Annotated in this window: 15 protein-coding genes; 8 read left to right on the forward strand and 7 right to left on the reverse strand. The window is 73.2% G+C overall.

The genetic code is table 11. The features are described 5' to 3' along the window. Positions 1 to 18: 18 nt before the first annotated feature. Positions 19 to 1443, reverse strand: a complete 1425-nt coding sequence (gene cysS, locus PZ894_RS15245; protein ID WP_275746056.1) for a cysteine--tRNA ligase — start codon at positions 1441 to 1443, stop codon at positions 19 to 21. On the opposite strand from cysS, the gene PZ894_RS15250 reads away from it, so the two are divergent. Further along, on the forward strand, positions 1428 to 2627 hold the full coding sequence (locus PZ894_RS15250; protein WP_275746057.1) for a C39 family peptidase: 1200 nt from the start codon (positions 1428 to 1430) through the stop codon (positions 2625 to 2627). The genes cysS and PZ894_RS15250 overlap by 16 nt on opposite strands. Positions 2628 to 2788: 161 nt before the next feature. On the opposite strand, the gene PZ894_RS15255 is transcribed toward PZ894_RS15250, so the two are convergent. Continuing rightward, entirely contained in the window at positions 2789 to 3568 is a 780-nt protein-coding gene (locus PZ894_RS15255) for an SDR family oxidoreductase (RefSeq protein WP_275746058.1), read from the reverse strand. Then, the gene (locus tag PZ894_RS15260) at positions 3561 to 5138 is read right to left on the reverse strand and encodes a molybdopterin-dependent oxidoreductase (protein WP_275746060.1); all 1578 of its coding nucleotides are present in this window, start codon (positions 5136 to 5138) and stop codon (positions 3561 to 3563) included. Before PZ894_RS15260 ends, PZ894_RS15255 begins: the two co-directional genes overlap by 8 nt. Positions 5139 to 5169: 31 nt before the next feature. On the opposite strand from PZ894_RS15260, the gene ispF reads away from it, so the two are divergent. Then, entirely contained in the window at positions 5170 to 5649 is a 480-nt protein-coding gene (ispF, locus tag PZ894_RS15265; RefSeq protein WP_275746061.1) for a 2-C-methyl-D-erythritol 2,4-cyclodiphosphate synthase, read from the forward strand. A 1-nt stretch (position 5650) separates the two neighbouring features. Here ispF and nirD read toward each other — a convergent pair whose 3' ends face one another. Then, positions 5651 to 5974: a nitrite reductase small subunit NirD gene (gene nirD / locus PZ894_RS15270; RefSeq protein WP_275746062.1), complete on the reverse strand. Its 324-nt coding sequence runs from the start codon at positions 5972 to 5974 to the stop codon at positions 5651 to 5653. A 69-nt stretch (positions 5975 to 6043) separates the two neighbouring features. Between nirD and PZ894_RS15275 the strand changes: the two genes are divergently transcribed. Continuing rightward, complete coding sequence (locus tag PZ894_RS15275; RefSeq protein WP_275746063.1) at positions 6044 to 6724, forward strand: 2-C-methyl-D-erythritol 4-phosphate cytidylyltransferase; 681 nt, start codon at positions 6044 to 6046, stop codon at positions 6722 to 6724. On the opposite strand, the gene PZ894_RS15280 is transcribed toward PZ894_RS15275, so the two are convergent. Further along, a complete protein-coding gene (locus tag PZ894_RS15280) occupies positions 6711 to 7268 on the reverse strand; it encodes a 2-C-methyl-D-erythritol 4-phosphate cytidylyltransferase (protein ID WP_275746065.1) in 558 nt (185 codons plus the stop codon). The genes PZ894_RS15275 and PZ894_RS15280 overlap by 14 nt on opposite strands. A gap of 58 nt (positions 7269 to 7326) precedes the next feature. Then, positions 7327 to 7812 (reverse strand): CarD family transcriptional regulator, encoded by a 486-nt coding sequence (locus PZ894_RS15285; RefSeq protein ID WP_275746066.1) that lies wholly within the window; start codon positions 7810 to 7812, stop codon positions 7327 to 7329. 198 nt (positions 7813 to 8010) lie between these two features. On the opposite strand from PZ894_RS15285, the gene PZ894_RS15290 reads away from it, so the two are divergent. The 3 genes from PZ894_RS15290 (at position 8011) to PZ894_RS15300 (ending at position 10284) form a co-directional block, all read left to right on the forward strand. After that, on the forward strand, positions 8011 to 8907 hold the full coding sequence (locus tag PZ894_RS15290) for a UbiA family prenyltransferase (RefSeq protein ID WP_275746068.1): 897 nt from the start codon (positions 8011 to 8013) through the stop codon (positions 8905 to 8907). A 77-nt stretch (positions 8908 to 8984) separates the two neighbouring features. Further along, the gene (locus PZ894_RS15295) at positions 8985 to 9515 is read left to right on the forward strand and encodes a hypothetical protein (RefSeq protein WP_275746070.1); all 531 of its coding nucleotides are present in this window, start codon (positions 8985 to 8987) and stop codon (positions 9513 to 9515) included. Positions 9516 to 9537: 22 nt separating this feature from the next. Then, the gene (locus PZ894_RS15300; RefSeq protein ID WP_275746072.1) at positions 9538 to 10284 is read left to right on the forward strand and encodes a phosphoglyceromutase; all 747 of its coding nucleotides are present in this window, start codon (positions 9538 to 9540) and stop codon (positions 10282 to 10284) included. Positions 10285 to 10376: 92 nt separating this feature from the next. On the opposite strand, the gene phoU is transcribed toward PZ894_RS15300, so the two are convergent. Further along, positions 10377 to 11033, reverse strand: a complete 657-nt coding sequence (phoU, locus tag PZ894_RS15305; RefSeq protein ID WP_275746073.1) for a phosphate signaling complex protein PhoU — start codon at positions 11031 to 11033, stop codon at positions 10377 to 10379. A 122-nt stretch (positions 11034 to 11155) separates the two neighbouring features. Between phoU and PZ894_RS15310 the strand changes: the two genes are divergently transcribed. Further along, a complete protein-coding gene (locus PZ894_RS15310; RefSeq protein ID WP_275746075.1) occupies positions 11156 to 12304 on the forward strand; it encodes an ATP-binding protein in 1149 nt (382 codons plus the stop codon). Continuing rightward, positions 12301 to 12978: a response regulator transcription factor gene (locus PZ894_RS15315; RefSeq protein ID WP_275746076.1), complete on the forward strand. Its 678-nt coding sequence runs from the start codon at positions 12301 to 12303 to the stop codon at positions 12976 to 12978. Before PZ894_RS15310 ends, PZ894_RS15315 begins: the two co-directional genes overlap by 4 nt. The last annotated feature ends 30 nt before the right edge of the window (positions 12979 to 13008 follow it).

Raw genomic sequence — 13008 nt, forward strand, 5'->3', positions numbered from 1 at the left:
GTCTCGAAACCCCTGCCATCAGGCCAGGCTCCACTTCGGTCCGTCGGGGGTGTCCTCGACCTCGATGCCGGCCGCCTTGATCCGGTCGCGGATCGCATCGGCGGTGGCGAAGTCCTTGTCGGCTCGGGCCTGCGCGCGCTGCTCGAGCAGGCCGGTGACGAGCGCGTCGACGGCGTCGGTGAGCCGCTGGTCGTCGCCGTCGGCGCCCCACGCGCTGTCGGCGGGGTTGAGACCGAGCACGTCGAGCATGGCGAGCACCTGCGCCGCCTGCGGTGCGGGGTCCTCGGCCCGGTTGCCGTCGCGCACCACGTCGAAGAGCACCGCCATCGCGGCCGGCGTGCCGAGATCGTCGTTCATCGCGTCGACGAAGGCCTGCGGCAGCTCACCGGGCTCGGTCACGCCCGCCCGGTCGAGGAAGTTCTCGATGCGGCGGAACCCGGCTGCCGCCTCGTCGAGGGCCTCGAAGGAGAACTCGACGTGGCTGCGGTAGTGCGCGGAGACGACGTAGAACCGCAACTCGATGCCGCGGTAGCGCTGCAGCACGGCCGGGATCGTCAGCGAGTTGCCCAGCGACTTGCTCATCTTCTCGCCGGCGGTCGTGATCCAGGCGTTGTGCATCCAGTACGACGCGAACGGCCGGCCGGCCGCGCGCGACTGGGCCTGCTCGTTCTCGTGGTGCGGGAAGCGGAGGTCGACCCCGCCGCCGTGGATGTCGAAGGCCGGGCCGAGGTACTTGCCGGCCATCGCCGAGCACTCGATGTGCCAGCCCGGTCGACCCGACCCCCACGGGCTCGGCCACGCGGCGGTCGCGGGCTCGGTCTCCTTCTTCCCCTTCCACAGCGCGAAGTCGCGCGGGTCGCGCTTCCGCCGGGCCGTCTCCTGGGGGTCGGCGTCCCCGGCGGCCTCCATGTCGTCGACCTTCTGGCGGGTGAGCTCGCCGTACTGCGGCCAGGAGCGCACGTCGAAGTAGACGTCGCCCGACCCGTCGGCGGCGACGTACGCGTGACCCCTCTCGATCAGCTCCTGGATCAGCACGACCATCTCGGGGATGTGGCCGGTCGCGGCGGGCTCGTAGGTGGGCGGTGCGACGTTGAGCGCGTCGTAGGCCCGCTCGAGCTCACGCGTCATCCGGTAGGCCAGCTCGTACCACTCGAGTCCCTGATCGGCGGACTTCGCGAGGATCTTGTCGTCGATGTCGGTGACGTTGCGGATGAAGGTCACCTGGTAGCCGAGGTGACGCAGCCAGCGCTGGAGGACGTCGAAGTTCACGCCCGATCGGACGTGCCCGACGTGCGGCTCGGACTGGACGGTGAGACCGCAGACGTAGAGACCCGCCTTCCCCTCCTCGAGGGGAACGAAGTCACGGACTTCGCGGGTCGCGGTGTCGTACAGCCTGAAGGTCACGTCGCAAAGTCTAGAGTTCGTGGGTGCGCCGCCTGACATCCGCGATCACCGCCGCCCTGGCCCTCTCGCCCTTCGTCGCCGCCGCGCCCGCCTCGGCCGCGCCGGCCCGACACATCACCTACACCCGGTGGGACAGCGCCGACGAGCTCCGCGCCGGGAGGCTGTCCGGCGTGCGGGTCGGCAGGGGCGGCCGGGTCTCGCTGCCCCCCGGCACCCGGGCCGGCACGTGGCGGTCGCCCTGGGCGGCCGCCGGCTTCGACCTCACCCGGCTGGTCGCGTCGTGGGAGGGCCGCACGCCCGGCAGGAGCCGGCTGCGCGTCGACGTGCGCGGCCGCACCGGCTCGGGGCGGTCCGGCTGGGACACCCTCGCGGTCTGGGCGCAAGGCGACCGCTTCTACGAGCGCACCTCCCGGGCGGCGCAGGGCGACGACCTCGGCTCGGTCGACGTCGACACCTGGGTCGTGCCCGACGGGGTCAGCGAGTACCAGCTGCGCGTGACACTGGTGCGGCGCGAGGGGCAGCGGCGGTCGCCGTGGCTCGACGCCATCGGCGCGATGTCGTCGCGGCTGCCGGACGTCTCGTCGGTGCGGACGTCCCGCCCCGGCCCCGCCCGCGGGATCGTGCTCGACGTGCCGGCGTACTCCCAGATGATCCACCGCGGCCACTCCCCGGAGTACGGCGCGGGCGGCGAGGCGTGGTGCTCGCCGACGTCGACGTCGATGGTGCTGGGCTACTACGGCGCGCTGCCCCCGGCGCGGGCGTACTCGTGGGTGCGCCAGGGTGACGTCGACCCGTGGGTCGACCACGCCGCGCGGATGACCTACGACTACTCCTACGATGGCACCGGCAACTGGCCCTTCAACACGGCGTACGCCGCTACGCTCGTCGACCGGGCCTTCGTGACGCGGCTGCGCTCGCTGCGCGAGGCCGAGCTGCTCGTCCGGGCGGGCATCCCGGTGGTGGCCTCGATCGCGTTCGGACGCGGCGAGCTGACCGGGGCGCCGCTCTCGTCGACCGACGGGCACCTGCTGGTGATCGTCGGCTTCACCGACACCGGCGACGTGGTCGTCAACGACCCCGCCGCCGCCACGAACGCCGGCGTGCGGCGCACCTACGACCGTGGCGAGTTCGAGGACGCGTGGATCCCCACGTCGGGCGGCACGGTCTACGTCATCGCCGACGACGCCCATCCGCTGCCCGTGAGCCCGCGGGGGAACTGGTGACGGCCTGGTCGGGGCCGGCTGGACACGGGCGCGGTTTCATCAAGGGATGACGGCGAAACCGCGCTTCCCTCGGCGAGCTCGACCAGGGAAGCGTTGCTTCACCCTCATCCCTTGATGAAACGACGGCCGGGACGCGGCGCAGCCAGGAGTTCCATCGCCGCTCAGACGCCGTAGCCGCCGTCGACGTCCAGCTTCTGCCCGGACACGAACCCGGCGCGGTCGGAGGCCAGGAAGCACACCGCCTCGGCGATGTCGTGAGCGGTGCCGAAGCGGCGCAGCGGGATGTTGCGCCGGGTGACGGCGAGCGCCTCCTCCGACAGCTCGCCCGTGTCGATCAGCCGCGCCGCCATCCCGTCGGTGAGCATCCCGGGGCCGACGGCGTTGACCCGGACGCCGTAGCGACCCTCCTCGGCGGCGAGCGCGCGCACCATCGCCTCGACCGCGGCCTTGGGGGCCGACGAGAGACCGTCGCGGACCGGGAAGCGGGACGTGGCCGCGGTGGTCACCGCCACGATCGAGCCCTCGGTGGCGCGCAGGTGCGGCAGCGCCGGCTGCACGACGGCGAAGAACCCCGCCGCGTCGGCGGCGAGCTGGGCGGCCATCGCCACCGGGGCCACGGCCGAGAGGTGGGTCATCGGGACGTGCGGCCCGGCGGCGTACACGAGCGTGTGCAGCCCGCCGTGGGCCGCCGCGGCCTCCTCCACGATCCCGAGCGCGTCGTCGGCGACGTCAGGAGCAGCGAGGTCCAGGGAGTACGCCGAGGCGTGCACGCCCCACTCGCGGGCCGTCTCGACGACCTTCGCGCCCGCCTCGGCGCGCGAGCGGTAGGTCACCGCCACGTGAGAGCCGCGACTGGCCAGCATCCGCGTGACCGCGAGCCCGATCCCGCCGCTGCCCCCGACGACGAGTGCCGCCCCGGTCCGACCGCCGAACTCACCCATCCACCGTCTCCTTCGCCTCGAACCTGATGGTGTGCCATCCGGTGGCTCCGTCGGGCACCGTGTCCCGCACCTCACCGGTCTGTGCCTCGCCGTGGGCGTCCCTGGCCCGCACCGCGAGCGTGTGCTCGCCCGGCTCGACGTCGAGCGTCGCGGCCCACTGCACCCACGTGTCCACGCTCGGGACGCGGCCCAGAGCGGCGCGCTGCCACGGTCCGTCGTCGACCGAGATCTCCACCGACGAGATGCCGGTGCGCTGGGCCCAGGCGACGCCGGCGACCCGGCCACCGGAGGCCTCGACGTCGCCGCCGTCGCCGGGCACGTCGATGCGCGAGGCGATCTTCACCGGGCCCTGCTCGGCCCAGCCGCGCTGGGTCCAGTAGGCCTCGATGTCGGCGAACCGGGTCACCTTCATCTCGACGACCCACTTGCACGCCGAGACGTAGCCGTAGAGGCCGGGCACGATCGTCCGCACCGGGAACCCGTGGTCGATCGGGAGGGGCCGGCCGTTCATGGCGACCGCGAGCATCGCCTCGCGGTCGTCGGTGAGCGCGGCGAGGGGCGTGCCGCAGGTCCAGCCGTCGTCGGAGGTCTGCAGCACCGCGTCCGCGCCCGGCTGTACGCCGGCCTCCTCCAGCAGGTCGGCCAGGCGGACGCCGCTCCACCAGGCGTTGCCGATCAGGTCACCGCCCACCGGGTTGGAGACGCAGTTGAGCGTCACCCACGCCTGGGTCACGCGGCGGGCGATCAGCTCGCGGTAGCTCAGCATCACCTCGCGGTCGACCATGCCGTGGATGCGCAGATGCCAGTCGTCGGGGTCGATCGTCGGCACCACGAACGCCGTGTCGATCCGGTAGAAGGCGTCGGCCGGCGTCACCCACGGCGTGACGCCCTCCACCCCGACGCGGACCCCGGCCGGTGCCCGCGGCTCGGTGACGCCGGGCAGCCGCAGCAGCCGCCGCGCCTCCTCGACGTGCCGCCGCCCCGTGCCCACGACGCGACCGACCGTGCCCAGCACGACGGCCCCGGCGACGACGACGCCGGTGCGGATCAGGAACGTACGCCGCGTGTGGTCGGCCGTCCCGGGCCCGGGTGACGCCGGCAGGCCGGGGTCGGCGGCGCCGGGCTCGGTCGCCTGCTCGTGGCGGCGCAGCGGCTCGGTCAGCAGCGACAGGCAGACCAGCCAGGTCGCGAGCCCCACGGCGACGGGCAGGAGGTCGATGGTCCCCGCACCGCGCTGCGACTGCACCGCGATGCCGCCGACGAGGGCGAGGACGGCGTACACGATGACCGGCGCCCACCACCACCGTCGCGCGAGCAGGCCAGCCCACGCGAACAGCGCCGCCGACAGCAGCAGGATCATCAGCAGCAGGACGGGCTTGTCCCAGTGGCCGAGGACCCCGATCGCGCGCTCGACCACCGGCCCGGGCGTGAGCCGGGTGACGCCCTCGGCGACCGACGTGAGCGGGGCGTCGCGCGTGGTCAGCACCATCGCGACGCAGTAGCTGACCGCCAGGCCGGCGAACCCGGCCACCAGCCCGGCGACCGACCAGCTGCCGCGGGACGTCCTCACCCCCCGATTGTCTCTCGTGCATGATCGGAGCGTGCAGCAACTCCCCCGGGTCGGCGTGGGCACCGACGTGCACCGCCTCGCCGACGGCGTACCCCTCCACCTCGCCGGCCTCGCCTGGCCCGACGAGCCGCAGGGGCTCGAGGGCCACTCCGACGCCGACGTGGCGGCGCACGCGGCCTGCGACGCGCTGCTGTCGGCCGCGGCGCTCGGCGACCTCGGCTCGAACTTCGGCACGTCGGAGCCCGAGTGGGCCGGGGCCTCCGGCGTGGCCCTGCTGACCGAGACCGCCGCGCGCGTGCGCGCCGCGGGCTTCGAGATCGGCAACGTCGCGATCCAGGTGATCGGCAACCGCCCGCGCCTGGGCCCCCGCCGCGCCGAGGCCGAAGCCGCGCTCTCCGGGGCGCTCGGGGCTCCCGTCAGCGTGTCCGCCACCACCACCGACGGCCTCGGCCTGACCGGCCGGGGCGAGGGTGTCGCGGCGGTCGCGACGGCGCTCGTCTGGCCCGGCTGAGTCACCGCCGGTGGCCGACCTGCACCACCCCGTCGACCACGCGCACGTCGTACGCCGGCACCGACACGTGCTGGTCGTCGAGGCAGCGGCCGGTGCGCAGGTCGAAGGCGTGCCGGTGCAGCGGCGAGGCCACGAACGGCACGTCGTCGCGCACGCCGACGATGCCCTTGGCGATCACCGACGCCCGGGCGAAGGGATCGTGGTTGCCGAGCGCGTAGACGTGGTCGTCCGACGTCCGGAAGATCGCGAGCGCCTGGCCGTGCACGAGCGCGGTCGCGCCGCGCCCGACCTCCAGCTCGGTGACGCGGCACACCGGTTGCCACATGCCGAGCACCGTAGGCGCGCCGTGTGACGCGACTGTTTCGTCGTGTGACGCGCATGCAACACTCCCCGGGTGTCCGCTGCCGTCGTGATCCTCGCCGCCGGGGCGGGTGCCCGCGTCGGGGCCGGCTCCAACAAGGTGCTGCTGCCGCTCGGCGACCGCCCGGTGCTCGCCTGGTCCGTGCAGGACGCGCTCGCCCTCGACGACGTACGCCGCGTCCTCGTGGTGGTGCGCCCGGGTGAGGCCGACGACGTCGCCGCCGCGCTGGCGCCGCACCTGGGCGACGGCGAGGTCGGGCTGGTCGAGGGCGGCGCCACCCGGCACGCCTCGGAGTGGGCCGGCGTGCAGGCGCTCGTCCCCGAGATCGAAGCGGGCGAGGTCGACGTCGTCGCGATCCACGACGGCGCCCGCCCGCTCGCGGGCCGGGCGCTCTTCGCGGCCACCATCCGGACGGCCCGCGAGAGCGGCGGCGCCCTCCCCGGGGTCAGGCTGGCCGGCCTGCTGCCGCTCGACGGGCGCACCCTGCCGACCGAGCTCGACGGCGTGCAGACGCCACAGGCCTTCCGCGCACGCGACCTGGTGGCGGCGTACTCCGCGGCGGCGGCCGACGACTTCGAGGGCACCGACACCGCCGCCTGCTGGTCGCGCTACCGCGACCTCCCGGTGGTCCGGGTGCCGAGCGACCCCGCGAACCTGAAGATCACCTTCGCCGAGGACCTCGACCTGGCCCTCGCGCTGGTCACCGGGCGGTGAGCGCCTCGAGGAGGCGCACGTCGTCCTCCGAGCCCACGCGTCGCGCCGCGGGCGGCGCCTCGACCAGCTCGACCGGGTAGCGCCGGCGCAGCGCGGCGACCAGGCCGACGAAGTCGGCCGTGGGCAGTCCGTCCATGGCGGCGACGACCGTCGGCGGCAGCACCACCGGCGACACGACCGCCACCAGGCCGTCGCGGTCGACCGTCGCCCCGACGACGCCGTCCTCGACCGCCTTCACCGTGTCGGTGACCGGGCGCACCCCGACGACCACGCAGTCGCGCTCGACCGCTCGCGCCACGCAGTCCGCGACGAACGACGGCGGCGTCATCGGACACAGGGGGTCGTGCAGCACGAAGGGCTCCGCCGAGGCGACGAGCGCGCCCCACGGCGTACCGGTGTCGACCGGCGTCACGCCCGCCTCGCCCAGCGCCCAGGCCGCGGCGGCCACCAGCGCCTCGCCGTGGATCAGCGCGTACGGCAGGTGGCCCCTGCCCTCGTCCACGACCGTCCCCAGCGCGGGCACCGGCTCGTGGTCGTCGTACACGGCACCAACCTAAATGCCACGACGCCCCCGGAGGATCCGGGGGCCTCGTGACGAGCCTTCAGGAAGCGAGCACCTCGTCGAGAAGCGCCTCGGCCTTGTCCTCGTTGGTGTGCTCGGCGAGCGCGAGCTCGGAGACGAGGATCTGGCGCGCCTTCGCCAGCATCCGCTTCTCGCCGGCGGAGAGCCCGCGGTCGCGCTCCCGGCGCCACAGGTCGCGCACGACCTCGGAGACCTTCATGACGTCGCCGCTGTGGAGCTTCTCGAGGTTCGCCTTGTAGCGACGCGACCAGTTGGTCGGCTCCTCCACGTGGGCGGCGCGCAGGATGTCGAACACCCGGTCCAGGCCGTCCTTGTCCACGACGTCACGTACGCCGACGAGGTCGAGGTTGCACGCCGGCACGCGGACCACGAGGTCCTGCTGTGCGACGATGCGGAGTACGAGGTACTGCCTGTCCTCTCCCTTGATGGTGCGCGTTTCGATGTCTTCGATGACCGCAGCCCCGTGATTTGGGTAAACAACCGTTTCGCCGACGGTGAAAGTCATATGTCAGGTACCCCTTCCTAGATGAAGATTCTAACACGTCCCCGGAGGGACGCCCGGATCGTTTGCGCAGGTCAGGGGCACAATGCGGGCTTGACAGAACCGCGGTTCGTGTGGTGGCGCATCGGTGTGCGGCCGGGTGGCGACACTCGAGGGACCGGACAGGCATAGCCCGACGGGTCCTGGTCGATACTGCGGGGTATGCCGCCCACCCTGCGCCGACGGACGAAGGACCCGGCCCGCCCGGCCGACGGGGCGCCCGGTCCCGCGCCCGGATCCGCCACCGGCTCCGCGGTCGCCGCCGAGACGCCCCCCGTCGGGCCGGAGCCGCCGGGTCGGGACGGGCGCGCGGACCCGGCCGGGTCAGCGCGCCGGGAGCGTCGCCGCACCACCCTCGCGCACACCACGCCGGTGCTGCTCGTCCGCGCCGCCCATCCCCGGGTCGGCCTGCTCACCGCCGGCGGCCTGGCGGTCGCCGCGGCGATCGCCGGGCGACCCGGGCGCGAGGTCGCGCTGGTGCTCGCGACCGCACTGGTCGGTCAGGCCCTGCTCGGCTGGTGCAACGACCTCGTCGACCGGCGCCGCGACTCGAAGCGGCTGCCGAGCGGCAAGCCGCTGGCCGACGGCTACCTCGACCCGGGCACCACGTGGTTCGCGTTCGTCTGCGGGCTGCTGCTGCTGGTCCCGCTGGCGATCACCAACGGGGTCGTCGCCGGCTGCGTCTACCTGGGGTCGGTCGCGATCGGCCTGGTCGGCAGCCTCGTGCTGCGCAAGGGCTGGTTCTCGTGGGTGACGTGGGCGGCGGCGTACGCGCTCTATCCGGCGTTCCTCTCGTACGGCGGGTGGGGCGGTCGCGCGGAGGGCAGCCCGCCCGAGGTGGCGATCGTGGTGGTCGCCGCCCTGCTCGGGGTGGGTGTGCACGTGCTGTGCGCGCTGCCGGGCCTGGTGGCCGACCACGAGGACGGCTACCGGCACCTGCCGCTGCGCATCGCGCTGAGGATCGGCGCCACCCGGCTGCTCGTCCTGGCTCTGGCCTGGACCGCGCTCGCGCTGGTCGGCCTGCTGGTCGTCGGCGACGCGGTCGGGCTCAGCCGCTGACCCGGCTCGCCCCGGGAACGCCCGTGGTGGCTAGGCTGTGGCTGCACGCCACCTGCCCACACGTGAAGGCCCTGAAGATGCAGCTTCGCCGTACCGTTCGCCTGCTCACCGCCGCCGGCGCGCTCGTGCTCGCCGCCTCGGCGCTGACCTCGTGCGGGTTCGACTACGCGACCGACCGCGTCTACACCCCCGGCGCCGGCACCAACGACCGCGACGCCGGCGTCGACGTGCTCGCCGCGGTGGTCGTGAGCGCCGAGGACGGCTCCGGCACGCTGATCGCGACGTTCTCCAACAACGACGCCGACGAGCAGGCGACCGTCGACACGATCGAGGGCGAGGGCGTGACGGTCGGCGACTTCGACCCGATCGAGATCACCCCCGGCGGCTACGTCAACCTCGCCGACGCGGACACGCCGATCACGGTCGAGGGCGACTACGTCGTCGGCGACTTCATGTCGATGACGTTCACGTTCGGTGACGGCAGCACGGCGACGCTCGACGTCCCGTCGGTCACCGACTGCTTCGAGTACGCCGGCCTCGACGCGACCGCCGAGTCGGGCACGCCCGAAGAGGAGTGCGTGCCCGAGGCCCCCGCGGCCGAGCACTGACCGCTTCGAGGGAAGGCGCGCGATGACCTACCAGCTCGTCCTGCTCCGCCACGGCGAGAGCGAGTGGAACGCCCAGAACCTCTTCACCGGCTGGGTCGACGTCCCGCTCAACGACAAGGGCCGCGCCGAGGGCGTCCGCGCCGGCGAGCTGATCCGCGACGCCGGCCTGGAGCCCGACGTCGTGCACACGTCGCTGCTGCGGCGCGCGATCAACACGGCCGCGACGGCGCTCGACGTCGCCGACCGGCACTGGATCCCGGTGCGCCGCTCCTGGCGGCTCAACGAGCGCCACTACGGCGCGCTGCAGGGCAAGAACAAGAAGGAGACGCTCGAGGCGTACGGCGAGGAGCAGTTCATGCTGTGGCGCCGCTCCTTCGACGTACCCCCGCCGCCGCTGGACGACGACGCCGAGTGGTCCCAGGTCGGGCAGCCGCAGTACGCCGACCTCGGCGACGACGAGATGCCCCGCACGGAGTGCCTCAAGGACGTCATCGCCCGGTTCCTGCCCTACTGGGAGTCGGCGATCGTCCCCGACCTGCGCGCCGGTCGCACGGTGCTGGTGGCCGCCCATGGCAACAGCCTGCGCGCGTTGGTCAAGCACCTCGACGGCATCAGCGACGAGGACATCGCCGGCCTCAACATCCCCACCGGCATGCCGCTGGTCTACGAGCTCGACGAGTCGCTGCGGCCGACCGTGCGCGGCGGGCGCTACCTCGACCCCGACGCCGCCGCTGCTGCCGCCGCGGCCGTGGCCAACCAGGGTCGCTGAGCAGCCGCCGGAGCCCGGGCGGCGGTGGCTCCGGCACCCTTTCCGCCACCCGAACGGTGCATAACCCACCGCCACCCCGCCCCGGGCCGCCCTCAGGCGCCGACGGATGCGGGGTTCTCCCCCGTGACGACGAAGACCACCCGGTTGGCGACCGAGACGGCGTGGTCGGCGATGCGCTCGTAGTAGCGGCCGAGCAGGGCGATGTCCACGGCCGCCTCGACACCGTGGGTCCAGTCGGCCGAGAGCAGCTCGGCGAAGCTGGTCCGGCGGAGCTGGTCCATCTCGTCGTCGGCGTGGACGAGCGCGAGGGCGTCGTCGACGTTGCGGTCGGTGATGATCTTCGAGACCCGGCAGACCATGTCCTCGGCGACGGCGGCCATCCGCTCGATGATCGGGCTCACGTCGTCGGGCACGGCGAGGTTGGGCACCCGCAGGCGGGCGATCTTCGCGACGTGCACGGAGAGGTCGCCCATCCGCTCGAGCTCGCTGACCATCCGCAGCGCGGCGACGACCGTGCGCAGGTCGCTCGCGACCGGCTGCTGGAGCGACAGCAGCAGGAACGCCGAGTCCTCGACCCGCTCGGTCGCCCGGTCGATGTCGACGTCGGCGCTGATCACCCGCTCGGCTGTCTCGGCGTCGCCACCCAGGAGCGCCTCCGTCGCCAGACGGACGGCGGTCTCGACGCTGCCGCAGATGGCCGCCAGGTCGTGGAACATGGCGTCGAGCTGTTCGTGGAAGGCCTCTCGCATGGCGGCGAGCCTAGGCAGCCGAGATGACAGGCGGAGGACGGTCCGTGAACGCGGGATGAACTTCTGGCGAGCGAGCTCAGCGGTTGCCAACCTCCGGTGAATCGACTCGTACGATTCGGAGTGTGGATGCGACGACGCAGGCGTTCCTCGCCGCGCTCATCGGCGCCGTCGTCGCCGGCGGCGCCGTGCTCGCCTGGCACGTCAGCGACCGTCAGCAGCACGCCGTCCCGGCAGCGACCGACGAGCCCGCCGTGCCCGCCGGCGTCGCCACCGTCCTCTCCGTGCTCCGCAGCAGCGCCGTCGTCGTCGACGACAGCGACACCGTGCTCAAGGCCTCGGCGCCGGCGTACTCCATGGGCCTGGTCCGCGGTCAGGAGCTCGTCTCCAGCGACCTCGCGGCGCTCGTCCAGCAGGTACGCCGTGACGGGCAGATCCGCGAGACCGAGCTGGTGATGGCGCGGCCGGGGTCGCCCTCCCGCCACGTGACCGCGCGGGTCGCTCCCCTCGGCGCGCGCCTCGTGCTCGCGCTGGTCGAGGACCGTACCCGCGAGCGCCGCGTCGAGGCCGTGCGCCGCGACTTCGTCGCCAACGTGAGCCACGAGCTCAAGACGCCGGTCGGCGCGATCCGGCTCCTCGCGGAGGCCGTGCACGACGCCGCCGGCGACCCCGAGGCGGTCAAGCGCTTCTCGGACCGGATGCTCACCGAGAGCGACCGGCTCACGCGCCTGGTGCAGCAGGTCATCGAGCTGTCCCGGCTGCAGGGCGACGACCCGCTCGAGGCGCCGGTGCCGGTCGCGATCGACGAGGTGATCCGCGTGGCGGTCGACACCAGCGCGATCGACGCCGCGTCGAAGCAGATCACCGTGGTGGCGAGCGGCACGCGCGACCTCGCGGTGCTCGGCAACGAGGAGCAGGTGACCGCCGCGGTCGCGAACCTCGTCGCCAACGCGGTGTCCTACTCCGAGCCGGGCTCCACCGTGCTGGTCTCGACGAAGGTGGACGACCACCACCTCTCGATCTCCGTCGTCGACCAGGGCATCGGCATCCCCGCCGACGAGATCGACCGCATCTTCGAGCGGTTCTACCGGGTCGACCCCGCCCGGCACCGCTCGACCGGTGGCACGGGACTCGGCCTGTCCATCGTCAAGCACGTGGCCGCCTCGCACGGCGGGGACGTCCACGTGTGGTCCGTCGAGGGGCAGGGATCCACCTTCACCCTGACCCTCCCCCGCTACATCTCCGTGAGGGAGAGCCAGGAGGCAGGCCGGTGACCCGGGTACTCGTCGTGGAGGACGAAGAGAGCTACAGCGAGGCCCTCGCCTACATGCTCCGCAAGGAAGGGTTCGAGGTCTCGATCGCGGCCGACGGCAACGCCGCGCTGACGGAGTTCGACCGCAACGGCGCCGACATCGTGCTGCTCGACCTGATGCTGCCGGGGATCCCCGGCACCGAGGTGTGCCGCCAGATCCGGCAGAGCTCGAGCGTGCCCGTGATCATGGTCAGCGCCAAGGACGACGAGGTCGACAAGGTCGTCGGGCTCGAGCTGGGCGCCGACGACTACGTCACGAAGCCGTACTCCCCCCGCGAGCTCGTCGCGCGGATCCGCGCGGTGCTGCGTCGTGGCCACGAGCCCGACGCCGCCCCGGCGACGCTCGAGGCGGGGCCGATCCGGATGGATGTCGAGCGCCACGTGGTCACGGTCGACGGTGCCGCGCAACGGCTGCCGCTCAAGGAGTTCGAGCTGCTGGAGATGTTCCTGCGCAACCCCGGCCGGGTGCTGACCCGCGGTCAGCTCATCGACCGTGTGTGGGGCTCCGACTACGTCGGCGACACCAAGACGCTCGACGTGCACGTGAAGCGGCTGCGCTCGAAGATCGAGCCCGACCCGAGCGAGCCGAAGTTCCTCGTCACCGTGCGCGGCCTCGGCTACAAGCTCGACCTCTGACCGGAGCGTGCGCAACCTGGCAGCCGATCG

Source organism: Nocardioides sp. YIM 152315, from assembly GCF_029210375.1.
In the GTDB taxonomy this organism is placed as follows: domain Bacteria; phylum Actinomycetota; class Actinomycetes; order Propionibacteriales; family Nocardioidaceae; genus Nocardioides.

Coding starts and splice junctions, on each gene's coding strand:
- cysS (WP_275746056.1), bottom strand. CDS start 1,443: ATGTCAGGCGGCGCACCCACGAACTCTAGACTTTGCGACGTGACCTTC.
- PZ894_RS15255 (WP_275746058.1), bottom strand. CDS start 3,568: ATGGGTGAGTTCGGCGGTCGGACCGGGGCGGCACTCGTCGTCGGGGGC.
- nirD (WP_275746062.1), bottom strand. CDS start 5,974: ATGTGGCAACCGGTGTGCCGCGTCACCGAGCTGGAGGTCGGGCGCGGC.
- PZ894_RS15285 (WP_275746066.1), bottom strand. CDS start 7,812: ATGACTTTCACCGTCGGCGAAACGGTTGTTTACCCAAATCACGGGGCT.
- PZ894_RS15290 (WP_275746068.1), top strand. CDS start 8,011: ATGCCGCCCACCCTGCGCCGACGGACGAAGGACCCGGCCCGCCCGGCC.
- PZ894_RS15295 (WP_275746070.1), top strand. CDS start 8,985: ATGCAGCTTCGCCGTACCGTTCGCCTGCTCACCGCCGCCGGCGCGCTC.
- PZ894_RS15300 (WP_275746072.1), top strand. CDS start 9,538: ATGACCTACCAGCTCGTCCTGCTCCGCCACGGCGAGAGCGAGTGGAAC.
- phoU (WP_275746073.1), bottom strand. CDS start 11,033: ATGCGAGAGGCCTTCCACGAACAGCTCGACGCCATGTTCCACGACCTG.